The sequence below is a fragment of the Flavobacterium sp. 1355 genome (genome assembly GCF_017833415.1).
Lineage (GTDB): Bacteria > Bacteroidota > Bacteroidia > Flavobacteriales > Flavobacteriaceae > Flavobacterium.
Window position 1 is genome coordinate 1 of sequence record NZ_JAFICC010000011.1, and the last position, 25,376, is coordinate 25,376.

Below are 25,376 nucleotides of genomic sequence, written 5' to 3' on the forward strand. Positions count from 1 at the left end.
AACCTCAGAACCTCAGAACCTCAGAACCTCAGAACCTCAGAACCTCAGAACCTCAGAACCTCAGAACCTCAGAACCTCAGAACCTCAGAACCTCAACTAATATAATTCCAAATATTTTTCTTCTTTGTCAATTCTATAAAAACAGCTTTAAGGATTGCATGTTCGGGTTTTTGGAGGGCTGGATCTTCTTTCAGAATTTTCATGGCATAATTTCTTCCTAAGGATAAAATATCCCGATCTCTTACAATATCAGCAATTTGTAGATTTAGAACCCCGCTTTGCTGTGTTCCCATCAAATCTCCCGGGCCACGAAGTTTTAGGTCAACTTCTGCAATTTCAAAACCATCATTAGTTTGCACCATTGTTTCCATACGGGTTTTACTGTCGGCGCTCAATTTATGACTGGTCATCAGGATACAATAACTTTGTTCAGCACCACGGCCAACGCGCCCGCGTAACTGATGCAGCTGCGATAATCCAAAACGTTCTGCGCTTTCTATAATCATTACGCTGGCATTCGGTACATTTACACCCACCTCAATTACCGTTGTGGCCACCATAATATTGGTTTTACCTTCAGAAAAGCGTTTCATTTCGGCATCTTTATCTGCAGGTTTCATTTTTCCATGTAAAATCGAAATTGAATACTGAGGCAACGGAAAATCTCTCGAAATACTTTCATAACCGTCCATCAAATCCTTGTAATCCATTTTTTCAGATTCCTGAATCAAGGGATAAACAATATAGATTTGTCTGCCTTTTGCGATTTCATCCCGAAGAAATTTCCAGACTTTCAATCTATTGGTATCATAACGATGCACCGTTTGAATTGGCTTTCTTCCCGGTGGCAGTTCGTCAATTACAGAAATATCCAGATCTCCGTACAGACTCATTGCCAAAGTTCGCGGAATAGGTGTGGCGGTCATTACCAAAACGTGCGGCGGAATATCATTTTTCTTCCATAATTTAGAACGCTGTTCCACGCCAAAACGATGTTGCTCATCAATAACAGATAATCCCAGGTTCTTAAATTTTACTTTATCTTCTAATAAGGCATGCGTGCCAATCAGAATATGCAGACTACCATTTTCGAGCTCTTCATGAATAACTTTTCTTGCTGCAGTTTTGGTCGAGCCTGTTAGTATTTTGATGTTAATATTTAATGTTGCAGCCAATTCAGACAGTCCGATAAAATGCTGGTTTGCCAGAATTTCTGTTGGTGCCATTAAACATGCCTGAAAACCATTATCAATTGCCAGAAGCATACTCATAAAAGCTACAATTGTTTTCCCGGACCCCACATCTCCCTGCAATAACCGGTTCATCTGGGCATTGCTTCCCATGTCTGAACGAATTTCTTTTATTACTCTTTTCTGCGCATTCGTCAGATTAAATGGCAGATGATTTTCATAAAATTCATTAAAAAGTTCTCCCACTTTCGTGAAAGGATGTCCTTTTATTTTATGTTTTCGAATAAGATTTTTTGTAATTAATTGTAATTGGATAAAAAACAATTCTTCAAACTTTAAACGGAATTGTGCTTTTGCCAAAGCATCAGTACTTTTTGGAAAATGAATATTGAACAGAGCAGCTTTTTTAGAAATCAGCTTTAATTCATCAATCAGATACTGCGGAAAAGTTTCTGTAAACAAAGCCTGCGTTTCAATAAACAATTGCTGCATTAATTTATTGATTGTCCGGTTTGAAATACCACGATTTGTCAGCGTTTCTGTCGAAGGATAAACGGGCTGCATTGCAGAACTCAAACTTTTTTCATGTTCGCTTAGCAGTTCAATTTCCGGATGTGCCATACTAAACTGGCTTCCGTACAAAGAACATTTTCCAAAAACCACACAAACTTCATTTAATTTTAAACTCTCGCGAATCCACTTATGTCCCTGAAACCAGTTTAAATCAATCTGCCCTGTATCATCTACAAAAGTGGCTACCAAACGTTTTTTGTTTTTGGCAAACTCAACTGTTTTAATGTTAATTATTTTTCCGATAATCTGGACCTCAGAACCTGTATTCTGAAGCTCGTTTATTTTATAATAACGTGTTCTGTCAATATACCTGTTCGGAAAAAAATTAATCAGATCTCCATATTTATGAATTCCCAATTCCTTACGAAGAAGCTGGCCGCGACTGGGCCCAACACCTTTTAAGTATTCGATTGGAGTTTCCAGGAGATTATTAGACATTAACTTATTTTAGATTTAAAATTGTTGATTTTTAGATTTTAGAAAATAGAACATAGAATAAAGAGATTAGATTTACTCTTTTGTCTTTGGAAAGCGAAGATAGATTTTAATTGGGAAATTTGAAAACGAATTATAATTTAAAAAAGTAGGAAAAATATTTCTTTTTTGTCTTTTTAATTGTATTATTGTGGAATTAATTATTAAAAAAAAACTAACCCACAAACCAGTTACAAAATGAAATTTAAAATTATTTATTTGTTTTTTTTGCTATGTTCTTTGTTGAAAATTTCAAATTTATCAGCACAAAACCAAAACGTCTCTATTTTATCAATTGAAAACTCAGACAAGAGTATTGATTTATTATATGAAAAGAAGAATCCGGGAAGTTATACCTTAACCCTGGAATTTTCAAATGTAAAAAATTGTAATGTAGAAATGTATCAAAAAGTAATAAGCGAAAGTTCAGGATTTATAATGAAACTTGAGCCATTAAGCAAAGATAATAATATTACATACTCGATGCAGTATTATGCAGCTTTAGGCGCAATAAACACTAACATTGATAATCAATTTCGCTACACCCTTCCTTTCAAAAATGGAAAAAAAATACAAATATTTGAAGCAGATTATGCTGGTAAAAAATATTTTGATTTGGAAAAGCCTGCTGATTGGAAATCTTATTCAGTATTTACAAATAAACCGGATACTATCTGTAGTATGAGAAGAGGTATTGTGGTCTTTATAGATAATCAATATGACGACAACTCAATTTTAAATGCACAATATACATCCAGAAGAAATAAAGTTGTGATTGAACATGAAGATGGAACTTTTGCGATGTACAGAGGTTTCAAAAAGGATGGAATCTTTGTCAAATCAGGAGAGGCAGTTAATCCACAAACTGAATTAGGAATAATTGAAAAATATAATAAGGACTCTTATAGACTGGATTTTGATGTGTATTATTTGTATCATAGTGTTTTTAATCCGAAAGAAAAACAATCTTCACTCAGGATTAAAAATACATACCGATATTTGACACCTGTTTTTTACACTCATGAAGGTGAAATGAACCTACAATCTGGTAAACAATATACTGTTTCCTCAAACGTAAATATAGTAGCTCAGTGATTTACTTAACTAATTACTTTAGAAAAGAAAATTTATGATAAAAAAGTGTGTTGTAGAGTGAAACCGTTTGTTTAATTTTTGCCAGAGCTTCAAAAAGAATATCTTTGAATTCTAAATTAATAAAAATGGCAACACATTTAGCACTTTTACGCGGTATCAATGTTTCTGGGCATAATATGATAAAAATGGAAGCATTAAAAACAATGCTCGAAAGTTTAGGTTTTCAGAATATCAGAACCTATTTGCAATCCGGAAATGTTTTTGTTGACACAGAAGAAGAAAGTGCCTCAAAAGTTGGTTTCATGATCAAACAGGAAATTTTTAAAGTTTTTGGTCATGAAGTTCCCGTAATTGTGATTTCTCAAAAAGATTTAGAATTAGCTCTTTCAAACAATCCTTTTCTGAAAGAGAAAGATGTAGACCCTAAAATGCTATATATAGTTTTTGTTGCCAGTATACTGAAAAAAGAAAATATTCATGATCTGAAAATCAGTCAGTTTAAACCAGATGAAGCAGTAATTGACGAAAACAGGATTTTTATTAAATATGCCGTTGGCGCAGGAAAAACAAGACTTGAACTTAAATATATCGAGAAAAAACTAAATGTATTAGGAACAATGCGAAATCTAAATACGGTTACAAATCTGCTTAAAATGTATGAAGAATAACGATTTACAATAAAAATTTATTGCAGAGTCCTGATAATGTCATCTGCTGCAGGAGTATTCATTTTCCTGAGTTCAGCAATCATCAATAATTTTTGTTCTTCACTCATTACTGTTTTTGGTTTATGAAATTGGGTTTCAGAAGCTTCTTTATAAAATAAATCATCTGTCCAATCATTTCGAATTCCGTCAATAACCAGATGAATACGATCTTGCTTTCCTCTGTTGGCAACGGAATGTTCAAAATTGGCATCAATATACCAGCATTCACCTTCATTCATTACCAGTCTTTTGCCATCGAGAATAAACTCAACATCAGGATTGGTAATGATGGGGATATGTAATCGAAAAGAACCATCCTCATAACCCAGACAATGGTCAGAATGTGGTTTGATTTCTGCGCCAACCGCCAGTTGAAGTAATCGTACTGCCGTTTTTTCGAAAAGAAAACCATCTAAAATTTCTTTAAAATAGGTACAGGAATCTAAAATTTCGGTATTAACAATTTTATCATTATCGCTGGATAATGCATAAATCGTATCCGATTTACCATCTTTGGACATTAAGGCAACCGAAGTCCATTTTCCAGTATAATCATTTGTGTTGTAATGGTCTGTCCATTTTTTATTTATGATTTTTGAGAGATCATTTTTAAGTTTTTCGGTGTCAAAAACAATCGGAAATTTGATTGAGCGTATTAGTGTATCCATAATTTAATCTCTTAACCATTTTAACATTGCAGGAAATGTTTCCTTGTTTTCTTTTTCTGCACTTTCTTTACTCAAAGTCAGTATTTAAAATTCCTGAATTCGTGGTTAATCATTTATTTAGGAACCAAATCACAATACCAAAACCCATAATCAAAAGCATCAGAAGCACTGGTATCACAGGCAGTTTCTGATAAATCCTCGTTTTTTGGTTTTTCGTATTTTCGGTAAACGATTTCACCAACTTCAAAATTTATTGGTTCGGAAAAAATCGGACCGTCAAATGTAAAAGTGTGAAATTCACCGTTTTCACCACACAAATCTACATTTTCAGGCAAATCCTTTATAAAATTCTGATCTATAATTCGGCCGACAAAACTTTTATCCAGATAGCGTTCATTTACACAAACCACAATAGTCTTAAACCCTAATTGAAGAAATTCGTCAATTAATTCTTTTGATGGAATTTTCCAGATTGGAAACACACCTTGAAAACCAATTTTTGCCAATTGATCTTCGCGGTACTTTCGCAGATCTTCTAAAAAAATATCTCCAAAAACAGAATGTGTAATTCCTTCTTTTTTAAGCGCTGTTAAGGTCTGCATCATTACAGTTTCATAAACTTCCATTGTTGGCATTTCAGGAACCTGCATAATTTTTAATGGTAAACCAATACTTTTGGCTTGTGCCTTAAGCAATTCGACACGAACGCCGTGCATTGAGATTCGCTGAAACTGTTCATTGACACTTGTCAGTAAATATTCGATTTTGTAATCAGGGTTTTGTAAAATTTTGTACAGTGAAAGAGCAGAATCTTTTCCGCTGCTCCAGTTAAACATGGCTTTGAATGGTTTTGGCACGATTTTTAAATTTGTACAGTAAACATACAAATTTCATTCGATTTGTTTATCAAACCTTTGTAACTTTGGAATTTTGCTGCTAATTTTTTTTCAATGAAATATATTCTTTTTTTTATAACGTGCTTTTCCTTTGCACAACAAACTCAATTTGTTGATTTTAAATCTGTCTCGGGTCAATTAAAATTGAATGCTGCAGAAAAATCGTTGTCCGGTTCCGTAGATTATGCTTTTGAAGTTTTGCAACCCATTGATACAATTAAAATTGATGCCAAAAACATGGAATTCACGCAAGTGAAAGTTGATGGAAAAGAAGTGTTTTTTGTAAATAGCGGCAAGGAATTAAAAATTGTTAATCATTTTCTAAAAGGTAATAACCATTTAACTTTTAATTATTCAGCTAAACCAAAACAAGCTTTATATTTTGTTTCTATTGAAAATTCTGAAGTACAGATCTGGACGCAGGGGCAGGGCAGGTATACCAGCAACTGGTTTCCGAGTTTTGATGATGTAAACGAAAAAATAATTTTTAATATCGGAATTACTTATGATAAAGATTATCAGGTTGTTTCGAATGGAGTTTTGCAAAATAAAACGGAAAAGAATAATGAGATTCACTGGCAATACGGAATGAAAAACCCAATGAGTTCGTATTTATTAATGCTTGCAATTGGCAAATTTGAAAAGAAAGAATTGCAATCAAAGTCTAAGATTCCGTTAGAGTATTACCTGGAGCATAAAGATGCTGATCGTTTTGAACCAACTTATCGCTATTCAAAACGTATTTTTGATTTTCTCGAAAAAGAGATTGGAGTCAAATATCCCTGGGAAATATATAGAGAAATTCCGGTTCGTGATTTTCTTTATGGCGGGATGGAAAACACTACTTCAACACTTTTTACAACCCGTTATGTTGTTGATTCAACCGGTTTTGTAGATAGAAATTACACCAATGTTGATGCGCATGAACTGGCACATCATTGGTTTGGAGATTTAATTACCGCCCAAAGCAGTACACATCACTGGCTTCAGGAAGGTTTTGCTACTTATTATGCTTTGCTTGCCGAAAAAGAGATTTTTGGAGAAGACTATTTTTATTCAAAATTATACGAAACGGCGCAACAGATTAAATTTGCGTCAAGAACAGATTCGATTCCGGTTTTGAATGCAAAAGCGAGTTCGTTAACTTTTTATGAAAAAGGGGCGTGGGCATTGTTTGTTTTGCATGAATCTATTGGAGATAAAGCATTTAAAAAAGCGATAAAAAGTTATCTCAAAAAATATGCGTACCAGACTGTCACTACAGCTAATTTCTTTGATGAAATTAAAAAAGTTTCAAATTTTGATCTGGTTCAGTTTCAGAAAACCTGGTTAGAATCTGCCGTTTTTGATACAGCTGCAGCAAATGCTTTATTGAGTAAAAATAAGGCCATTCAGATTAGACTGGAAGTCGATAAATTAAAAAAAACAGCTTTGTCTGAGAAAAAGGATTTTTTGGTAAAAACTTTGAATTCGAATGTATATTATACTGTGAAAGAAGCTATTGTGAATCAAATTCAAACTGAAAAATACGAATCTAAAAAAGAACTGTTACTGATTGCCTTACATACAAATAATCTGCAGGTTCGTCAGGCAGCATCAGGCACTCTTGACCAGATTCCGGAAGATTTCAGAACGGAATATGAGACTTTATTGAATGATAAATCATATCAGACTCAGGAAATTGCTTTGTATTATTTATGGAAAAGCTTTCCTGATCGAAGAACAGAATATTTAAATAAGTCAAAAAACTGGATTGGTTTCAATGACTATAATCTTCGCACTTTATGGCTCTCATTGGCATTATCTACACCAGATTATACTGATAAACCTGAAGCTCTCATTTCTGAATTAATTACTTTTTCGTCAACAAGATATGAAGCTTCTACGCGACAAAATGCACTGGAGAAACTAATTGCTTTTAAATTAACTAATGATCAGGTTATGAGTAATTTAGTAAATTCTACTACACATCATATGTGGCAGTTTTCAAAATTTGGACGAGATACAATTAGAATTTTATTAAAAAATTCGGAAATGCGTGTGTCGTTTGAAAGAATTTTGCCTAATTTGACCCCCGATGAACAGTTCCAGTTAAATCGCTTATTGAAAGAGTGATTATGAGAATAATCATCATCCCAAAAACAAAAACATACCTACATTAATTTATGAGAGCATTGGTTATTTCCGGCGGTGGCAGCAAAGGGGCATTTGCCGGCGGTGTCGCACAGTATTTAATAGAAGAAAAAAGGCATGAATACGATATGTATTTAGGAACTTCAACAGGAAGTTTATTAATTCCGCATTTAGCTCTTGGCCATATTAAAAAGATTCATTGGGTCTATACAAATGTGACTATGAATAAAATTTTTAATATTTGCCCTTTTGTGGTAAAAGTCAAGGACGGTATTGATATTGTTACCATAAACCACTTCAATGTTATACGTCAGTTTTTTAAAGGAAAAAGGACTTTTGGCGAAAGTAAAGGTTTGCAGAAATATATTAAAAACAATTTTTCGTTATCTGATTTTAATAAACTCAAAAAACTAAAATCGGATGTTATTGTAACGGTTACCAACTTAACAAAAAATGAAGCAGAATATAAGTCTGTAAAAGATTGTACTTATGAAGAGTTCTGCGACTGGACCTGGATTTCCAGTAATTACATTCCGTTTATGAGTTTGGTGACCAAGAATAATTACGAATATGGAGATGGAGGGTTTTCCAGTTTGGTGCCAATTCGTGAAGCCATAAATCGTGGTGCAACCGAAATTGACGTCATTATTCTGGAGACAGAAGTAAACACAAGCAAAATGGTTATTGGTAAAAACCCGTTTTCACTAATGATTGATTTGTTTAGAATTGCCTTAGATCAGGTCGAAAAACATGATATTGCTATAGGAAAACTTATGGCAAACAACAAAAACGTGAAACTTAACTTATATTACACACCCACCAAATTAACTGATAATGCGTTGATTTTTAATAAAGAAGTCATGAAAGAGTGGTGGGAGCAAGGCTATGAATATGCTCAGAACAAATCTGAAGTTATGAGTGACAATAAATAATTTAGTTGTTTAAAAAGATATATTTAAAGGTCGTAAAATATTTATTTTTACGACCTTTTATGATTAAATTATGAAAGCCCCAGTTGTGGTAGTAACAGACTTTTGTGTTTATTTTTATCAAACAGGCGGAGATAAAAATAACCTGTGCCTGCCAGTCCCATCATAAGGCCTGGGGTGTAATGCCCTGTACTTAATCCTGTTGACCATTGGATATTATTATCCTTGTATTTGCTAATGCCTGCATTGCCTACAGCTTCTGCAAGTTGTTGGTATTCGGTACCTCCACAATCAAGAATAATATCAGCATTTCCCGCTATACCATGGCAGATAGAGTAATTGGTATTTGCGAGATTTTCAATCAGATTTTGATAAATAGATTTGGAAGTAGTAGTAAGGGCTGTTTTCAGCTCGTTTGTAAAGACTGTGTTTGGGTGAAGCTCATTGGCCTTTAATCGGGATATTGTAATACCAGGCGCCCCATGGCACCATGCTACGCTGCATATATTTCCTGTTGAGATTGAGGCGACATCATCCCGAAAATCTGGCCAGTTTTGCTGAGAAACATCAAAAGACTGACGTTCATAATTAAAGCCGCCTTCTGCACCTTCTAAAAATGCAGGATTTCCCGTTACCCGATACAATTGCAATAATGCCAGAGCTATTCCTGAAGAACCATGCGAAAAACCGGTCAGATTTTTTTTGGACGGAACTGTTGCCCATGACCAGACGTTATTATTTTTTTCGGCCATATTACATAATAAATGCCCTAAAGCGATGGCTTTGTCAAGAAAGGCTTGTTGCCTGAAAGTTGCGTAACTATCCAAAAGAACGGGGATTGTTCCGGCTGCTCCACTGATAATATCGATTTCATACGACTGAAGAGATCCTGAAGGTATAGAGTCAAGTAAATCAATACCGTCTTTTACCCAATCTTCTCTGTTAATCTCTGTTCCTACTTTTATCAGAGTTACTGCTATTCCTGGTTTTCCTGCATAGAAACCATGATTGGTAGCATTATACATGGTTGATTTAATTTGTTCAATGCTGCCTTCTATCGTTTTTAGTAAAACAGAATCTTTTCTTTCGGTGTACAAAGCTGTCAAAAATAAGGCAATACCAGAAGTTCCGGAATAAACATCCGGACCAAAAGTCTTGATGACAGGTTGATAACTACCATCCAAAGGCTCAAATGAATAGCCTTGCCAGGTACAGGATTTATTATGCCAAATACTGTTTTTCATTAAATGACAGCCAATATCCCAGGCGGTTTCAAGAAAATTATTTTTGTTGGTCTGGTTCATGGTGTTTTTTTAATTGAATAATATTTTTGATCCTTTATTTAGATATGTTGCTTTTGGGTTTATCCCTTTTTGAATAAATGCAGCTGTAATTTCATTAAGAACCGCATTTGGGTCTAATTTTTTTGATGCTGTTTTTATCAAAGTTTCAGCAATAATTGTCGCTCTGTTCATTCCGAAACTTTCATGCTCATTGGGACTTTCGGCTATACCGACACCATTTGCATATGTGTAGGTAAAAAGTGGAACATCTTTCTGAAGATAGATTTTCATTTCTTCACAAATTTCGGGTAAAATCATATTTAGTATAGAAAGCATAGAATCTTCTATGTATAAAACAGAGGCGTCGCGACGAAAATAAAGATTAGGATGATTAAGGCATTTAAAAAGAAAAGGAATATTATAATAATTTAGTTTTGTTGTAACAGCATTAATAAGGGCCGGAGCGCCTTCGCTAATACAATTCCAGTAAACTCTTGTTAGTTTTTGAGGTAAGTTGAAATATTGATTGCTAAAAACATAATAAAATGTAGGCTGTCTGTTTTTGTCTTCCTTTGGAAATAATACAGTAATAGTTTGTCCTATTTCTGGTATTGAACCTGTGGAAATATCTAATAAGGCAGATGCGGGAACGATTCTGTTTTCAGTTTCTTTTGTTATTTCAAAATACCCGTTGGGATAAATACTTTTTATAATCCAGTTTTGCTCTTTTTTATTTTTACTATGATTGTTTTGAGAAAGCAATTCTGTAAAAGTATCATCCGGAGTAAAATCAAATTGTCTGTTGTCAGTTCCAGATTGATAACTTTCCTTTAAGGCGTAACATTCAGAATATAATATGCCTGTAAGATAAGATAATTTATTTTCAGAAGTAACCGCATACTGTTTGTTTCTAAACGTTATAAAGGTGTCTGAAATGTCTAACTGGCCAATAAGCCGCGTAAGTTCCTTAATGATGATTTTATCCTGGAACATAATCATAAACTTTTATATTAAACAATTCATTTAATGCAACAATCGGATCAGTCATAATATTAAAAGCAAGCTGAATACAGCGCATATTATTTGCTTCAATTTTTGAATTATACGTAATTCCTTCGATGCTGGTCTGAATAATTCTTGCCGCAGTAAATTGCATAACCTTAATCAAAAACTCATTATATTCTATTTCCGGATATTTCTGAATAGACATATATTCATACAGAAAAGTTCGGGCAGAGGTTTGGGTATTTTTAATATCAAATGGCTGCATATAATGTGGCAGATTGTAGTTGGCAGGATCATTATTGTCAAATCCAAGCAGCCATACCGTTATGTACGACTGAAGTAAGCCCGCCACATCCCAGGCAGGATCTCCAATGTCTGCCAGTTCCCAGTCGATAAGTTTCTGTTTAATTCCATAATTATCCTGAGTAATCAAAAAATTAACCCATTTAATGTCACCATGAATAAAATGAGTTGACTTCCAGGTTATTGAAAGATCGATGAGTGTATTTTGTAATACCTGATTTTCTTTTATGAGACGAATAATATTTGTACTCGCTTCATTATTTAAAAAAAACTCCTGCGCTTCATATTTATTAAGTTGAAATATCCACGGCAATAGTTTTGGAAATGCTGAAGTATTAGTTTGGCTATCTGGAACTATATGAAATCCCGATAGTATAGAAGCTTGCTGAAGAGCAAGGTTTAAGTCAAAATTTTTGGATTGCATGTAATGCTCATGCAGATTTGCTGAATTGTGCAGAAGTTCAGTTACAATTATATTGTTCTCATCATCGTAATCTAAAAGTTCCGGAACATAATTTTTAAAGGAAACAAAAGAAGAATCATTTTTGAATAAGTTATACGCGCTTATTTCACGCTGAAATAAAGTGTTGGCTATACTATTATTTTCAGTTTGTTTTATAAATAAAGAGTTGTCAGGCTCAATTAATACTTTCATGATATTGTTTCTGGTTTTGACCGGATGTATCATAAAATGGCCTTTTACAACCGCTTCTTCGTTGATAAGCTGTCTCTTATGCAGATATTGGTATACGGTTTCTGGAGCTAATTGCATGATATTACATTTTAAAAAGTTAAAAATATAATCGCAGGATTTTTTATCATCCTGCGATTATTACAATACAATATTATCTGCAGATATAAGGTATACCAGTTGTTGGTAAACACGAAATTCCGGTTGGGAAACATTGTGGGAATGCTATTGTAGGTAAAGTTGCCGGCTGATTTACAGAAGTATTTCCAGCTGCCGCCTGATAAGCACAAACAATCGGTATTCCTGTAATACAAGAAGTTATCGGAATTGTTGGGAAATTAGCTGTGTTAGCCTGCAAATTTGCTGTATTTCCTCCAGCTGCCGCAGCCGCCTGATAAGCACAAACAATCGGTATTCCTGTAATACAAGAAGTTATCGGAATCGTTGGGAAATTGGCTGTATTTGCCTGCAAGTTAGCTGCATTTCCTCCGGCTGCCTGAGCTTGCAATGCACAGACAATTGGTACTCCTGTAATGCAAGAAAACACAGGAATCGTTGGGAAATTAGCTGTATTTGCCTGCAGATTTGCTGCAGTTCCTCCGGCTGCCTGAGCCTGCAATGCACAGACAATAGGCACTCCTGTAATACATGAAAACACAGGAATTGTCGGGAAATTAGCTGTATTGGCCTGCAAATTTGCTGCATTTCCTCCAGCCGCCTGAGCCTGTAATGCACAGACAATTGGTACTCCTGTAATACAAGAGAATACAGGTATTGTCGGGAAATTAGCTGCATCTGCCTGTACGTTTGCCGTATTTCCTGCAGCTGCCTGAAGTGCACAAACAATCGGTACTCCTGTAATACAAGAGAATACAGGTATTGTTGGGAAATTGGCTGCATCTCCTTGTAAATTTGCTGTATTGCCTCCAGCTGCTGCTGCCTGATAGGCGCAAACAATTGGGATTCCTGTAAAACAAGAAGTTAACGGTATTGTTGGAAAATTAGCAGCTCCGGCCTGATTGTTTAAGTAATTGCTGTAAATATCTCCTTTTAATAAAGAAGAGCCAGAATGATCATCGCATTGGCAAGGCGCATTTAACGATCCACTTGCGTGAAGTGTTAACAGGCTTACAAATTGACTATCATCAATATCACTTTCAATACCAGCAAGCAATAGAGGAACTGTAAAGGTGTGGCTATAGTTAAAACATTTCCATCCAAGGAATGGAACATCAATGCATGGATTCAGGCCCAGGTCAAAACTAAAAACACCACTGGCTTCATTGAAGTTAGTGATGCTCACCGCAATTTTGAATTTGCTAAATGGCTGCCATGTAAAGCTGGTATTGGTATTAAAGCTAAAGCTTTTATTTACGCTTCCAAAAGGAGTTTTTAATCCTATTGTTATTGTAACCTGACCTTTTACAGCACTGGCAGAGATACATGCACTACAACCCAGGAATGAGGGTGTACACCACTCTGAAGCAGCAAGGCTATCGTACCCTTCGTACACAGCCCCGTTTTCTACGTTTGAAATTTTAGACATAATTTAATGGTTGATTAGATACCTACTCTTTTTCAGGGTTTTTCGGTTTTCTTCCCTATGTTTTGGTGGGGTTGCTTATCGTTATAATGTTGATTGACAATGTTTTTTAGCGATGTCATGTAAGCACATGTTGGTTTTTATTGCCGTAAATCATTTTATTTGATAAGCTGAATAATTAATAATGCTAGCTTTTATTGATTATCCGGAAATAAAATTACCTGACTAATAAGCCTTTTGAGGAAGAAATGACATGAGCAGGAGTTTATATGTCATGAAAGAAGAAAAATAAGACATAAAAAAAAATACTCTTCCAAATAATGGAAGAGTATAATGTTGTTTTTAATTTAACTAATTGTTAATTAGTTATTTATGTCTTAATGAGAGGTGTTGTTATCAGAGAATAAATTTCCTACCACAATTCAGCCACCTCATTTTTAATATAGCCTAAAGCAGCATTGCTTGGAGATTGTTTTTCTAACAAATCGTTTAAAATTACTTCTCGTAATTTGTCCGCACTGTCGACCTTTTCACTCATAGCGGCTTTACGAATCATTTGAATCGTTGAGTTTTTGGCAGTTGTAATGATTGTCCAGCATTCATCAGACATATATATTTGCTGCGTAAGATTATGTTCAAATTCCTGTTCGATTTGATCAATTACAAAATTCTCATAATCATGTTTTTCAGTAGAAATAGGGGTAATCCTAATTAGTAGTTTCGTAAGATTAATACGTTCCAAAAATAAAGTCATACGCTCGTAAGCCTGTAAACGTATTGGAAGAGATTCTTTATGAGCTTGTTTATTTAATAAAAAAGCCCTTTTTCTGTCATTGTTTTTGATATGTAATTCAAAAAAACTATAAGCCACAAATCCGGTAACAATGGCTGGTAAAGTATAACTTGCTAATTCTATAATTCTTGTAAAATCCATTTTGTAATTTTTCAACAAAAATATACTTTTTGATGAGAATTCCACTTTAAATTTATTGTAATAATAAAAGGGAAGTTTACTTTTGTACGCAATATATAAAACGGCCGAAAGCAAGAATAAATGGATTCATATATTATAATTTTACTTTGTCTGGCGGCTTTTGCTGCAGGATTTATTGATGCTATTGTTGGCGGTGGCGGATTGATACAAACGCCAATGGGTTTAATTCTTTTGCCAAATCTTCCGGTTTCGACCGTAATTGGAACTTTAAAAATTCCGGCTTTTAGCGGTACAGCATTTGCTGCTTTTCAGTATCTCAAAAAAGTGGTTATTGAGTGGAAATTACTTTTGATCATGATGTGCCTGGCAGTTCCTTCTGCATTTTTAGGTTCAACCATTCTGACTTTGGTTAGTAACGATTTTATGAAACCGCTTTTACTGGTTGTTTTGTCCCTGTTGTTTGTTTATACATATGCAAAGAAAAACTTCGGACAGCATGTTGCCAAAAACCATTCGGCAACAACACAAATTATATATGCGGTTGTGATAAGTATCATTGTCGGTTTTTATGATGGATTCATAGGTCCGGGAACAGGAAGTTTTTTTGTGGTTGCTTTTATTGCGCTTTTGGGTTTTGATTTTCTTCACGCTTCCGCGAATGCTAAAATGGTAAACTTAGCAACCAATTTCGGTTCGATTTGTTTGTTTATGATCAAAGGAAAAATCATTTGGACAATTGCAATTCCTATGGCCGTTAGTAATGGACTTGGTGGATGGCTTGGCGCGAAATTAGCGATTAATAAAGGAAATGGTTTTATTAGGATTTTCTTTTTGGTTGTAGTTATCGGAACTTTGATCAGGTTTGCCTATGATGTGTTTTTTAAGAGGTTCTAAGATTCTATCCCGAAGCTTCGGGACTGAGTTTTTTATTTGAATTTATAGTCTTAACAGTTTGGATCTTAGCAACTTTCTTTAAAAGAAGCCAATTGTTTCAGACTAGCCCCGATAGAGGCGGTATCCTCGAAGTGAAACGGAGAGATATAGCCGAAAGCGGGAATTTTGTTTGATAAAATGCCTATTGTTTGGCTTCAAAAAAACTCAGTCCCGAAGCTTCGGGATAGAATCTTAGCATCTTAGAACCTTTCTTTTACACCTTAGGAACTTTCTTTTTTAATTGCTATTTTTGCATAAAAGGAGAAAACTTCATGCATAAATATATTGACCAGCTCAACGAAGCGCAAAGAGAACCTGTTTTACAAAAAGACGGGCCAATGATTATTATTGCTGGTGCAGGTTCTGGAAAAACCCGTGTATTAACTATTAGGATTGCTTATTTGATGCATCAGGGTGTTGATGCGTTTAATATTTTGTCGCTGACTTTTACCAACAAGGCGGCAAGGGAAATGAAACACAGGATTTCTGATATTGTTGGACCAACAGAAGCAAAAAATCTCTGGATGGGAACTTTTCACTCGATTTTTGCTCGAATTCTTCGTTCAGAATCTGAGCATTTGGGTTATCCGTCCAACTTTACAATTTACGATTCTCAGGATTCTGCAAGATTGATTTCTTCAATCATAAAAGAAATGCAATTGGATCGTGATATCTATAAACCAAAGCAGGTTTTGGGCAGAATTTCGAGTTACAAGAACAGTTTAATAACAGTAAAAGCATATTTTAATAACCCGGAACTGGTTGAAGCCGATGCGATGGCAAAAAAGCCAAGATTGGGAGATATTTATCAGCAATATGTTGAGAGATGTTTTAAGGCAGGTGCAATGGATTTTGATGATTTATTGTTGAAAACTAATGAGTTACTGACCCGTTTTCCTGAAGTATTAGCCAAATACCAAAACCGTTTTCGCTATATTCTGGTAGATGAGTACCAGGATACAAATCACTCTCAGTATTTAATTGTCAGGGCTTTATCAGATAAATTTCAAAATATTTGCGTGGTAGGAGATGATGCGCAGAGTATTTATGCTTTCCGCGGGGCGAACATTAATAATATTCTGAATTTTCAAAAAGATTATGAAGGTGTAAAAACATTTCGATTAGAACAAAATTACCGTTCAACCCGAAATATTGTTGAAGCCGCAAATACGATTATTGACAAGAATAAAACCAAGCTGGATAAAATTGTCTGGACGGCCAATGATTTTGGTCCGAAGATCAAAATTCACCGAAGTCTGACCGATGCAGAAGAAGGTCGTTTTGTGGCCAGTACCATTTTTGAGCAAAAAATGCAAAATCAGCTTCACAATGGTTCTTTTGCGATTTTATACCGTACAAATGCACAATCACGTGCCATGGAGGATGCGTTGAGAAAACGTGACATTCCATACAGGATTTATGGCGGATTATCTTTTTATCAGCGTAAAGAAATTAAGGATGTGTTATGCTATCTGCGTTTGGTAATTAATCCAAAGGATGAGGAAGCATTAATTCGTGTAATCAATTATCCTGCACGCGGTATTGGAGATACAACGGTTGAAAAACTGACAATTGCAGCCAATCATTACAAACGCTCGATTTGGGAAGTAATGGTGAATATTGACAAGATCGACTTAAAATTAAACTCAGGAACCAAACAAAAACTGAATGATTTTGTAACCATGATTCAGAGTTTTCAGGTTATTGAGCAAAATCAGGATGCTTTTTACATTACAGATTACGTAGCTAAAAAAACCGGATTGGTTCAGGAATTAAAGAAAGATGCAACTCCGGAAGGAATGGCAAAAATTCAGAATATAGAAGAACTTTTAAACGGTATAAAAGATTTTACCGAAGGTCAGAGAGAAATAGACGGAGCAAGAGGTGCTTTGTCTGAATTTATGGAGGATGTCGCGCTGGCAACAGATTTGGATAAAGATACAGCAGACGAAGATCGTGTCGCATTAATGACAATTCACTTAGCAAAAGGACTTGAATTTCCTCATGTTTTTGTTGTTGGTATGGAAGAAGATCTGTTTCCAAGTGCCATGAGTATGAGTACCAGAAGCGAGTTAGAAGAAGAAAGACGTTTGTTTTACGTAGCTTTGACCCGTGCTGAACATCAGGCGTATCTAACGTATGCGCAATCAAGATATCGATGGGGGAAACTAACAGATAGTGAACCATCGAGATTTATTGAAGAAATCGATCCGCAGTATTTAGAATACTTAACGCCTGCTGAAAGTAATTATCGCTATAAACCAATGATTGATAGTGACATTTTTGGCGATATTGATAAATCTAAGTTGCGATTGGCAAAACCGGTAGGAGGAACTCCGCCAAAGCACATTACAGATAATGAGCCAAAACCTGATTTGAATATTCGTAAATTAAAACCAGTTGCAGGAACTAATCCAAATGCAAGTGCACCAAATTTATTTGACAGTAAACTAACTATCGGAAATGTGGTTATGCACGAACGTTTTGGAAAAGGTGAAGTCATTAATTTAGAAGGCGTTGGCGCAGATAAAAAAGCAGAAATAAAATTTGAAGTAGGCGGAATTAAAAAACTTCTGCTAAGATTTGCTAAATTAGATGTAATCGGTTAAAATTATTAGTTTCAAAGTTTCAGGTTCAAGTTTCCTGCTTTGAACATAATTTAACCACAAAGTATTTTTTTTGGTGGTTTTTAATTGTCTTTATTAAGTTCGCAATGCTTTTGTAGCGAACTTTGCGTAAACCCTTTGCGAACCTTGCGGTTAAGAAAGATTACACAAAATTTATACTTGTTACGTGAAACAAAATTAAACTTTAAAACAAAACTTTAAATGGCTGAATTTATAAAAATATATCCCGACAAACCCAGTGAAGCTGCAATTGCAAAAGTGGTGAAAGTACTTCAAAATGGCGGATTGGTCATTTATCCAACAGATACTGTTTACGGGTTGGGTTGTGATATTACCAATTCCAGGGCTTTAGAAAAAATTGCAAAAATTAAGGGTGTTAAATTAGAGAAAGCTAATTTCTCGTTTATTTGTCATGATTTAAGTAATCTGTCAGATTATGTAAGACAAATTGATACTGCTACTTTTAAAATTTTAAAAAGGGCTTTACCAGGACCTTACACCTTTATTTTACCAGGCAATAATAATTTGCCGAAAGAGTTTAAAAAGAAAACAACTGTTGGTATCCGTGTTCCGGATAATAATATTATTCTCGAAATTGTACGTCAGTTAGGGAATCCGGTTGTATCTACTTCCATTCGTGATGAAGATGATGTAATTGAATATACAACAGATCCTGAATTGATTTTTGAAAAATGGCAAAATCTTGTAGATCTGGTAATTGATGGTGGTTATGGAGACAATGTTGGTTCAACAATTATTGATTTATCAGAACATGAACCTATTATTGTGAGAGAAGGAAAGGGCGATATTGAAATTTTGTAAAAAAAAACTGAAATCGTGTAAAAAGCTAGAAAAAAATAATTAACTTTAGATTAGTTAAAATTTAGTTAGTTAATTGAAAATAATCTATTCTTGATTTTGCATTTAATTGGTTATTAAAAAAAGTCAAGAATACATAAAAGCAGGTCATTAGACCTGCTTTTTCTGTTTTATAAAGTTATTTTAACCTTAAATTATTTTTGTTGTTTTTTCATTTCTTTTTCAATCATATCATAAAATTGATCGATTTTTGGCATAACAACAATACGGGTTCTTCTGTTACGAGCTTTGTTTTCTGCAGAATCGTTTGCAACTAACGGAACATATGAGCTTCTACCAGCTGCGATTAATTTTGCAGGGTTAACACCAAGATCATTTGTCAATACACGTACAATAGAAGTAGAACGTTTAACACTCAAATCCCAATTGTCTAATATTACACCATTGCTTTTGTATGGTACGTCATCAGTATGACCTTCAACCATACACTCGAAATCTGGTTTGTCGTTTACTACTTTTGCAACTTTTGCTAAAACAGATTTTGCTTTGTCACTTACTTCATAGCTACCGCTTTTGAATAATAATTTATCTGCGATTGAAATAAATACAACTCCTTTTTCAACATTGATTTCGATATCCGGATCGTTGATTCCAACTGCACCTTTTAAACTTGTAACTAAAGCTAATGTTACACTGTCTTTTTTAGTTAAGGCATCTTGAAGTCTGGAGATTTTTAAATCTTTTTCTTTTAAGCTTTCTAAAGATTTCTCAAGGTTTTCTGCTCCTTTTGTAGTTAATACAGTTAAATCTTTAGAACTGTTTATTAAGTCTTGATTGTGTGCTTTATAACTTTCAGCTGTAGCTGCTAATCCTGCTTTCTCTTCTAAGCAAGAATTTAATTTAACTGTGCAAGAATTTAATAAGTCCTGAATCTCTTTGTTTTTAGCTTCCAAGGCAGCATATTCCTTTTTAGAAACACACGAAGTCAAAGCCATTAATACTGATAGTGCAATTACTATTTTTCTCATAATTTAAATTTAATTTTAGACGTTATTTACAAATTTAGTTTTTAATATTTTGAATACTGTTAAAGATTTCTTTAAATAAAGTCAATTTCTTTATGTAATACAAGTAAACGATACTTTTTACGGTATAGTATTGCTGAATTTGAAAATCTTTTCTTTTTTTTAAATACTTTAAAGATATGCAATAAAACGAAAAATGGGCTTTTAAAATGGCAAAAGTATGCCTGAATTTCCCTTGTGTCAGAAAACGGATACCGGCAATTCCGTCTAAAACCATACGAAAGAAAATGGTGAAAAAAAGACCTTTTTTTGGTACGTTTTTTACAAGCATTAATAAAGAATTCCTAAAATTTAGATATGTTTTTTTAGGGTTGCCCTGATTCAAGGTTGCTCCTCCAACATGATAAACAGTTGATTGTGAGTTGTATTTTATAATATAGCCTTCATTGAGCGCGCGCCAGCATAAATCAATCTCTTCCTGATGGGCAAAAAATGTTTCATCAAAACCTCCCAGTTCATGATACACTTCTTTTCTAATAAAAAAACAAGCCCCTGATGCCCAGGATAGTTCACAATTATCATTATATTGTCCATTATCTTTTTCGACAGTATCAAAAATTCGTCCACGACAATACGGATACCCATATTTATCTATAAATCCCCCGGCAGCACCAGCGTATTCAAAATATTCCTTGTTTTTAAAATCAAGAATTTTTGGCTGAATGATAGCAGTTTGTTTCTCATTATTAAATGTTTCAATTATAGGTTTTAGCCAATCTTCTGTCACTTCGATGTCAGAATTTACTAAAGCATAAATTTCTGCATCTACATGCTGTAAGGCATCATTATAGCCTTTTGCAAAACCATGATTGCCATTATTTCTGATAATCTTCACTGAGGGAAAATTATTCTCGACGAAAAGAACAGAATCGTCTGTTGATGCATTATCTGCAACATAAATAGTGGCTTCTGCAGAAAATTGAATTACAGAAGGCAAAAATTGTTCTAACAATTTTACTCCGTTCCAATTTAAAATGACGACTGCTATTTTATCCAAGAGTATTTTTTTATTTATTTATAATTCCATTTTATAATCCGGTAAGGATTGTAAAAACTCGTATTTTTCATTTTCAAAATCCATCTGACAATAGTAATGACTCAGACCATTGGTAACATTCAAAAACCGTGCCTTCATTGTCATATTATAACGTGCAATCTGATCAAAAGTCGCCTGCGAAATTTTAACCTCAGGGGCCTTACATTCAACTAATATATGTATAGAACCATCAGGGTTAAAGACAACAATATCGTATCTTTTTCGTAATTTATTGATGGTTAGTACTTTCTCTACATTTATTAGAGATTTTGGATATTTTTTTTCATTTATTAAATAATGAACAACATGTTGACGAACCCATTCTTCGGGAGTCAGGATGATAAATTTTTTCCGTATTTCATCAAAAATAGACACTTTATTTTCGCTATTTTTGAATCGGAAAGGATATGTCGGAAAATTTAATTTTAGCATAAAACAAAAATAGAAAATAGTTTTAGGTTTCTCCCGAAGTCTCGGGATAAAGTTTCAAGTTATTGAAATGTGAATCTGAAATAGTAAACTTGAAACAAAAAAACAGATGGATGAAGTTGTAAAGATTGTAAATGATATAAAAGCCGGAAATATAAAACCGATTTACTTTTTAATGGGAGAAGAGCCTTATTATATAGATAAATTATCAGAATATATTGAGCAGAATGTACTTAGTGAAGAAGAAAAAGGATTCAACCAGACAGTTTTGTACGGAAGAGATGTTACTGTTGAAGATATTGTTTCAACGGCCAAGCGCTATCCTATGATGGCTGACCGTCAGGTTGTTATCGTAAAAGAAGCACAAGATTTGTCCAGAACGATAGATAAAATTGAATCTTATGTTAATAATCCGATGGACACAACGGTTTTGGTTTTTTGTTATAAATATAAGACACTGGATAAACGTAAAAAAGTTACTAAATTATTAGCTCAGAACGGAATTGTTTATGAAAGCAAAAAACTATATGAGAATCAGGTTGGTGACTGGATAAAGCGGGTTCTTGCAGGTAAAAAATATACTATAGACCCAAAAGCAAATGCAATGCTAGTTGAATTTTTGGGAACAGATTTGAGTAAAATCAACAATGAACTCGAAAAGCTACAGATTATTTTACCTCAGGGAACTATGATTACACCCCAGCATATCGAGGAAAATATTGGTTTCAGTAAAGACTATAATGTTTTTGAATTAAGAAAAGCAATTGGAGAACGCAATCAGTTAAAAGCTTATAAAATCGCAGAAAATTTTGCTCATAATCCTAAAGAATATCCGCTTGTTATGACAACCGGATTAGTTTTTGGATTTTTTGTCCAACTCTTAAAATACCACGGACTAAAAGATAAGAACCCCAAAAACGTTGCCGCAGCGATTGGCGTAAATCCTTATTTTTTAAAGGAATATGATTTGGCTGTAAAAAATTATCCAATGCGAAAAGTAAGTCAGATTGTTGGTGCATTACGAGATATCGATGTAAAAAGTAAAGGTGTTGGAGCCAATGCTTTGCCTCAGTCAGACTTGTTAAAAGAAATGCTGTACAAAATATTTAATTAAGCCGTTATAATTCACGATATTTGCGTTTCAAAAAAAATAAATCACAGTAAAAAATAATTATTACAATTATGGGAATGAATAAAAATACCGTTTTAGGATGGGCAACTTTTATAATGGTACTGATGGGATTGTTGCTAATTGGTCTTGGTGCTTTTAGATACAGAGATGTTTCTGGTTGGGGATTTGCTGCGGCAGGTGTTGGTTTTTTTGCCAATGCGTGGGTTTTTAATGCTTTGAAAGGAAGAGTTTAATCTGTTTAATTAATAACAATTGCAGAATTCAATTTCGATTTATAATTTTATAAAAATAAATTAATACAATACTAAAAAATGTCAGACGATAAGAAAGTAATTTTCTCAATGCAGAAATTGAGCAAAACCTATCAGGGAGCAGACAAACCTGTCCTTAAGAATATTTATCTAAGTTTCTTTTACGGAGCTAAAATTGGTATTTTGGGACTTAACGGTTCAGGAAAATCTTCACTTTTAAAGATTATAGCAGGAGTTGATAAAAACTATCAGGGAGATGTTGTTTTTCAGCCGGGATATACTGTTGGATATTTAGAGCAGGAGCCAATTCTTGATGATTCTAAAACAGTTATAGAAATTGTTCGTGAAGGAGCTGCAGAAACTATGGCGGTTCTGGAAGAATACAACCAGATTAATGACTTATTTGGTCTTCCGGAGAACTATGAAGATCAGGATAAGATGGATAAATTGATGGATCGTCAGGCAGCTTTGCAAGATAAAATTGATGCTCTTGGTGCCTGGGAAATCGATACTAAGTTAGAAATTGCAATGGATGCTCTACGTACTCCAGAAGGAGATACGCCAATTAAAAACCTTTCAGGAGGTGAGCGTCGTCGTGTAGCTTTATGCCGATTACTATTACAACAGCCAGATGTATTGCTTCTGGATGAGCCAACTAACCACCTTGATGCTGAGTCAGTTCTATGGTTAGAGCAGCATTTAGCACAATATGCAGGAACTGTAATTGCGGTAACGCACGATAGATATTTCCTTGATAATGTAGCAGGATGGATTTTAGAGTTGGATAGAGGAGAAGGTATTCCATGGAAAGGGAATTATTCTTCCTGGTTAGACCAAAAATCAACCCGTATGGCTCAGGAGGAAAAAGTAGCTTCTAAACGCAGAAAAACTTTAGAACGTGAGTTAGAATGGGTTCGTCAGGGAGCAAAAGGCCGTCAGACCAAACAAAAAGCCCGTTTACAGAATTATGACAAATTATTAAACGAAGATCAAAAACAACTGGATGAAAATCTGGAAATCTATATCCCGAACGGTCCACGTTTAGGAACAAATGTCATCGAAGCTAAAAATGTTGCCAAAGCTTTTGGAGACAAATTATTATATGATAATTTGAATTTCACTTTGCCACAAGCGGGAATTGTTGGAATTATCGGGCCTAACGGTGCTGGTAAATCTACTATTTTTAAAATGATTATGGGTGAACAAGCTACTGACAGTGGAGAATTTTCAGTTGGTGAAACAGTGAAAATTGCGTATGTAGATCAGTCACACTCTAATATTGATCCAAACAAATCTATTTGGGAAAACTTTGCAGATGGTCAGGAATTGATTATGATGGGAGGAAAACAAGTAAACTCCAGAGCTTACCTTTCACGTTTTAACTTTGGAGGTGGTGAGCAAAATAAAAAAGTATCAATGTTGTCAGGTGGTGAGCGTAACCGTTTGCACTTAGCAATGACTTTAAAAGAAGAAGGAAACGTACTTTTACTGGATGAGCCTACGAATGACCTTGACGTTAACACACTTCGTGCACTTGAGGAAGGTTTAGAGAATTTTGCAGGTTGTGCCGTAATTATTTCGCACGACAGATGGTTCTTAGACAGAATCTGTACACACATTTTAGCTTTTGAAGGAGATTCTGAAGTTTATTTCTTCGAAGGAAGTTTCTCTGATTATGAAGAAAACAAAAAGAAACGCCTTGGTGGTGATTTAACTCCAAAACGTTTGAAATACAGAAAGTTGATTAGATAAATCTAAGTAAATTTTCAAAATTAAAAAATCTCAGATTCCAATTGTAATAAATTTGAATTTGGGATTTTTTTTATGTTCAATCTTGTCATCCCGAGGAACGAGGGATCACATTAGAAACTCGACAAAGATTGCCGATTTAGATTGCAGAATCCGAGTGTGATCCCTCGTTCTTCGGGATGACAAAAGCGATAATTGGAATTTGAATTTTGTAAATTGGAATTTAAAGAAACTTCGCCTTCAACTCCGGAGTAGGAATCATGCAGCTTTCTTTTTTGCCATACCATTTATAACGGTTTTTAGCAATATAATCGTAAATATAATTTCGAAGTTTTTCGGGAAAAATTCTACAAACAGAAACTAAGCTGTAAATTCCGCCTAGATCTTCAGCAACCTCAATGACTGCAGAAGATTTGTAATAATAAGCAACACCAGGATTATACAAAATAATACTGTCGATTTTAGTTTGATCAACAGCAATAAAATTACAAATTTCTTTTCCTAAATCTGATTGCAGAGCAGCAAAACGAAAAATATCTTTTTTATCATGTTTTATAATAAATTGCACTGCGCCATTGCATAAATTGCAGACACCATCGAAAAGGATTATTTTTTTGTTTTTGGGAAGGTTTTGCACTTTAGATTATTTTGAGTCAAAGCTTTGTCAAAGTTTTAAACTTTGACAAAGCTAATCCTAGTTTTAAAAATGAAATCAAATGAAATGTTTTTTTAGCTTTCTTGAGTATTAATTTATTCTATTGGAATGGGTTTTTCAATAAATTTTTCAGATTAAAAATGGCGCTCATAAATCATTTTTAAATAATTTTTTTAAAAAATCTACCTTCCTAATACTATTTTATAAAATAATTTCTTAAATCGCCTTATTTTAAT

Annotated in this window: 22 protein-coding genes; 10 read left to right on the plus strand and 12 right to left on the minus strand. The window is 34.2% G+C overall.

What is annotated here, in order from left to right; genetic code table 11:
- Window positions 1-92: 92 nt before the first annotated feature.
- On the minus strand, window positions 93-2,201 hold the full coding sequence (gene recG / locus JOD96_RS14680; RefSeq protein WP_209564989.1) for an ATP-dependent DNA helicase RecG: 2,109 nt from the start codon (window positions 2,199-2,201) through the stop codon (window positions 93-95).
- Window positions 2,202-2,435: 234 nt separating this feature from the next.
- On the opposite strand from recG, the gene JOD96_RS14685 reads away from it, so the two are divergent.
- On the plus strand, window positions 2,436-3,332 hold the full coding sequence (locus JOD96_RS14685; protein WP_209564990.1) for a hypothetical protein: 897 nt from the start codon (window positions 2,436-2,438) through the stop codon (window positions 3,330-3,332).
- Window positions 3,333-3,457: 125 nt separating this feature from the next.
- The gene (locus JOD96_RS14690) at window positions 3,458-4,000 is read left to right on the plus strand and encodes a DUF1697 domain-containing protein (RefSeq protein ID WP_209564991.1); all 543 of its coding nucleotides are present in this window, start codon (window positions 3,458-3,460) and stop codon (window positions 3,998-4,000) included.
- 17 nt (window positions 4,001-4,017) lie between these two features.
- Here JOD96_RS14690 and JOD96_RS14695 read toward each other — a convergent pair whose 3' ends face one another.
- The gene (locus JOD96_RS14695) at window positions 4,018-4,707 is read right to left on the minus strand and encodes an aspartyl/asparaginyl beta-hydroxylase domain-containing protein (RefSeq protein ID WP_209564992.1); all 690 of its coding nucleotides are present in this window, start codon (window positions 4,705-4,707) and stop codon (window positions 4,018-4,020) included.
- Between the two features lie 113 nt (window positions 4,708-4,820).
- A complete protein-coding gene (locus tag JOD96_RS14700; protein ID WP_209565200.1) occupies window positions 4,821-5,543 on the minus strand; it encodes a diphthine--ammonia ligase in 723 nt (240 codons plus the stop codon).
- A gap of 114 nt (window positions 5,544-5,657) precedes the next feature.
- On the opposite strand from JOD96_RS14700, the gene JOD96_RS14705 reads away from it, so the two are divergent.
- Window positions 5,658-7,718 (plus strand): M1 family metallopeptidase, encoded by a 2,061-nt coding sequence (locus JOD96_RS14705; protein ID WP_209564993.1) that lies wholly within the window; start codon window positions 5,658-5,660, stop codon window positions 7,716-7,718.
- Between the two features lie 50 nt (window positions 7,719-7,768).
- The gene (locus JOD96_RS14710; protein ID WP_209564994.1) at window positions 7,769-8,668 is read left to right on the plus strand and encodes a patatin family protein; all 900 of its coding nucleotides are present in this window, start codon (window positions 7,769-7,771) and stop codon (window positions 8,666-8,668) included.
- Between the two features lie 68 nt (window positions 8,669-8,736).
- Here the strand turns inward: JOD96_RS14710 and JOD96_RS14715 are convergent, their stop codons facing one another.
- The 5 genes from JOD96_RS14715 to JOD96_RS14735 form a co-directional block, all read right to left on the minus strand.
- A complete protein-coding gene (locus JOD96_RS14715; protein WP_209564995.1) occupies window positions 8,737-9,969 on the minus strand; it encodes a lanthionine synthetase LanC family protein in 1,233 nt (410 codons plus the stop codon).
- A 9-nt stretch (window positions 9,970-9,978) separates the two neighbouring features.
- Window positions 9,979-10,941 carry a T3SS effector HopA1 family protein gene (locus tag JOD96_RS14720; RefSeq protein WP_209564996.1) on the minus strand — a complete coding sequence of 321 codons (963 nt, stop codon included), beginning with the start codon at window positions 10,939-10,941 and terminating at the stop codon, window positions 9,979-9,981.
- Window positions 10,928-12,028, minus strand: a complete 1,101-nt coding sequence (locus JOD96_RS14725; RefSeq protein ID WP_209564997.1) for a phosphotransferase family protein — start codon at window positions 12,026-12,028, stop codon at window positions 10,928-10,930. The genes JOD96_RS14720 and JOD96_RS14725 overlap by 14 nt, the downstream gene beginning before the upstream one ends.
- 73 nt (window positions 12,029-12,101) lie before the next feature.
- The gene (locus JOD96_RS14730) at window positions 12,102-13,493 is read right to left on the minus strand and encodes a hypothetical protein (RefSeq protein WP_209564998.1); all 1,392 of its coding nucleotides are present in this window, start codon (window positions 13,491-13,493) and stop codon (window positions 12,102-12,104) included.
- Window positions 13,494-13,902: 409 nt separating this feature from the next.
- Entirely contained in the window at window positions 13,903-14,424 is a 522-nt protein-coding gene (locus JOD96_RS14735) for a hypothetical protein (RefSeq protein ID WP_209564999.1), read from the minus strand.
- 120 nt (window positions 14,425-14,544) lie between these two features.
- Between JOD96_RS14735 and JOD96_RS14740 the strand changes: the two genes are divergently transcribed.
- From JOD96_RS14740 to JOD96_RS14750, 3 genes are all read left to right on the plus strand, one after another.
- On the plus strand, window positions 14,545-15,318 hold the full coding sequence (locus JOD96_RS14740) for a sulfite exporter TauE/SafE family protein (protein WP_209565000.1): 774 nt from the start codon (window positions 14,545-14,547) through the stop codon (window positions 15,316-15,318).
- A 311-nt stretch (window positions 15,319-15,629) separates the two neighbouring features.
- Window positions 15,630-17,966, plus strand: a complete 2,337-nt coding sequence (locus tag JOD96_RS14745) for an ATP-dependent helicase (protein ID WP_209565001.1) — start codon at window positions 15,630-15,632, stop codon at window positions 17,964-17,966.
- 219 nt (window positions 17,967-18,185) lie between these two features.
- Window positions 18,186-18,806 (plus strand): L-threonylcarbamoyladenylate synthase, encoded by a 621-nt coding sequence (locus JOD96_RS14750; protein WP_209565002.1) that lies wholly within the window; start codon window positions 18,186-18,188, stop codon window positions 18,804-18,806.
- Window positions 18,807-18,997: 191 nt separating this feature from the next.
- Here JOD96_RS14750 and JOD96_RS14755 read toward each other — a convergent pair whose 3' ends face one another.
- Genes JOD96_RS14755 through JOD96_RS14765 form a run of 3 tightly spaced genes read right to left on the minus strand, consistent with a single transcriptional unit; the run spans window position 18,998 to window position 21,356 of the window.
- Complete coding sequence (locus tag JOD96_RS14755) at window positions 18,998-19,831, minus strand: flagellar motor protein MotB (protein ID WP_209565003.1); 834 nt, start codon at window positions 19,829-19,831, stop codon at window positions 18,998-19,000.
- A 34-nt stretch (window positions 19,832-19,865) separates the two neighbouring features.
- Window positions 19,866-20,885 (minus strand): glycosyltransferase family 2 protein, encoded by a 1,020-nt coding sequence (locus JOD96_RS14760; protein WP_209565004.1) that lies wholly within the window; start codon window positions 20,883-20,885, stop codon window positions 19,866-19,868.
- Window positions 20,886-20,903: 18 nt separating this feature from the next.
- A complete protein-coding gene (locus JOD96_RS14765) occupies window positions 20,904-21,356 on the minus strand; it encodes a type I restriction enzyme HsdR N-terminal domain-containing protein (protein ID WP_209565005.1) in 453 nt (150 codons plus the stop codon).
- A gap of 106 nt (window positions 21,357-21,462) precedes the next feature.
- Between JOD96_RS14765 and holA the strand changes: the two genes are divergently transcribed.
- The 3 genes from holA (at window position 21,463) to ettA (ending at window position 24,488) form a co-directional block, all read left to right on the plus strand.
- Window positions 21,463-22,467, plus strand: a complete 1,005-nt coding sequence (gene holA, locus JOD96_RS14770; protein ID WP_209565006.1) for a DNA polymerase III subunit delta — start codon at window positions 21,463-21,465, stop codon at window positions 22,465-22,467.
- Window positions 22,468-22,535: 68 nt separating this feature from the next.
- Window positions 22,536-22,718: a CAL67264 family membrane protein gene (locus JOD96_RS14775; protein ID WP_071637907.1), complete on the plus strand. Its 183-nt coding sequence runs from the start codon at window positions 22,536-22,538 to the stop codon at window positions 22,716-22,718.
- Between the two features lie 78 nt (window positions 22,719-22,796).
- On the plus strand, window positions 22,797-24,488 hold the full coding sequence (ettA, locus tag JOD96_RS14780; protein ID WP_209565007.1) for an energy-dependent translational throttle protein EttA: 1,692 nt from the start codon (window positions 22,797-22,799) through the stop codon (window positions 24,486-24,488).
- A gap of 220 nt (window positions 24,489-24,708) precedes the next feature.
- On the opposite strand, the gene JOD96_RS14785 is transcribed toward ettA, so the two are convergent.
- Window positions 24,709-25,122: a thiol-disulfide oxidoreductase DCC family protein gene (locus tag JOD96_RS14785; RefSeq protein WP_209565008.1), complete on the minus strand. Its 414-nt coding sequence runs from the start codon at window positions 25,120-25,122 to the stop codon at window positions 24,709-24,711.
- Between the last annotated feature and the right edge of the window lie 254 nt (window positions 25,123-25,376).

Bases quoted from the DNA above. Each gene is read 5' to 3' on its own strand.
- recG (WP_209564989.1), bottom strand. From the start codon at position 2,201: ATGTCTAATAATCTCCTGGAAACTCCAATCGAATACTTAAAAGGTGTT.
- JOD96_RS14685 (WP_209564990.1), top strand. From the start codon at position 2,436: ATGAAATTTAAAATTATTTATTTGTTTTTTTTGCTATGTTCTTTGTTG.
- JOD96_RS14690 (WP_209564991.1), top strand. From the start codon at position 3,458: ATGGCAACACATTTAGCACTTTTACGCGGTATCAATGTTTCTGGGCAT.
- JOD96_RS14695 (WP_209564992.1), bottom strand. From the start codon at position 4,707: ATGGATACACTAATACGCTCAATCAAATTTCCGATTGTTTTTGACACC.
- JOD96_RS14700 (WP_209565200.1), bottom strand. From the start codon at position 5,543: ATGTTTAACTGGAGCAGCGGAAAAGATTCTGCTCTTTCACTGTACAAA.
- JOD96_RS14705 (WP_209564993.1), top strand. From the start codon at position 5,658: ATGAAATATATTCTTTTTTTTATAACGTGCTTTTCCTTTGCACAACAA.
- JOD96_RS14710 (WP_209564994.1), top strand. From the start codon at position 7,769: ATGAGAGCATTGGTTATTTCCGGCGGTGGCAGCAAAGGGGCATTTGCC.
- JOD96_RS14715 (WP_209564995.1), bottom strand. From the start codon at position 9,969: ATGAACCAGACCAACAAAAATAATTTTCTTGAAACCGCCTGGGATATT.
- JOD96_RS14720 (WP_209564996.1), bottom strand. From the start codon at position 10,941: ATGTTCCAGGATAAAATCATCATTAAGGAACTTACGCGGCTTATTGGC.
- JOD96_RS14725 (WP_209564997.1), bottom strand. From the start codon at position 12,028: ATGCAATTAGCTCCAGAAACCGTATACCAATATCTGCATAAGAGACAG.
- JOD96_RS14730 (WP_209564998.1), bottom strand. From the start codon at position 13,493: ATGTCTAAAATTTCAAACGTAGAAAACGGGGCTGTGTACGAAGGGTAC.
- JOD96_RS14735 (WP_209564999.1), bottom strand. From the start codon at position 14,424: ATGGATTTTACAAGAATTATAGAATTAGCAAGTTATACTTTACCAGCC.
- JOD96_RS14740 (WP_209565000.1), top strand. From the start codon at position 14,545: ATGGATTCATATATTATAATTTTACTTTGTCTGGCGGCTTTTGCTGCA.
- JOD96_RS14745 (WP_209565001.1), top strand. From the start codon at position 15,630: ATGCATAAATATATTGACCAGCTCAACGAAGCGCAAAGAGAACCTGTT.
- JOD96_RS14750 (WP_209565002.1), top strand. From the start codon at position 18,186: ATGGCTGAATTTATAAAAATATATCCCGACAAACCCAGTGAAGCTGCA.
- JOD96_RS14755 (WP_209565003.1), bottom strand. From the start codon at position 19,831: ATGAGAAAAATAGTAATTGCACTATCAGTATTAATGGCTTTGACTTCG.
- JOD96_RS14765 (WP_209565005.1), bottom strand. From the start codon at position 21,356: ATGCTAAAATTAAATTTTCCGACATATCCTTTCCGATTCAAAAATAGC.
- holA (WP_209565006.1), top strand. From the start codon at position 21,463: ATGGATGAAGTTGTAAAGATTGTAAATGATATAAAAGCCGGAAATATA.
- JOD96_RS14775 (WP_071637907.1), top strand. From the start codon at position 22,536: ATGGGAATGAATAAAAATACCGTTTTAGGATGGGCAACTTTTATAATG.
- ettA (WP_209565007.1), top strand. From the start codon at position 22,797: ATGTCAGACGATAAGAAAGTAATTTTCTCAATGCAGAAATTGAGCAAA.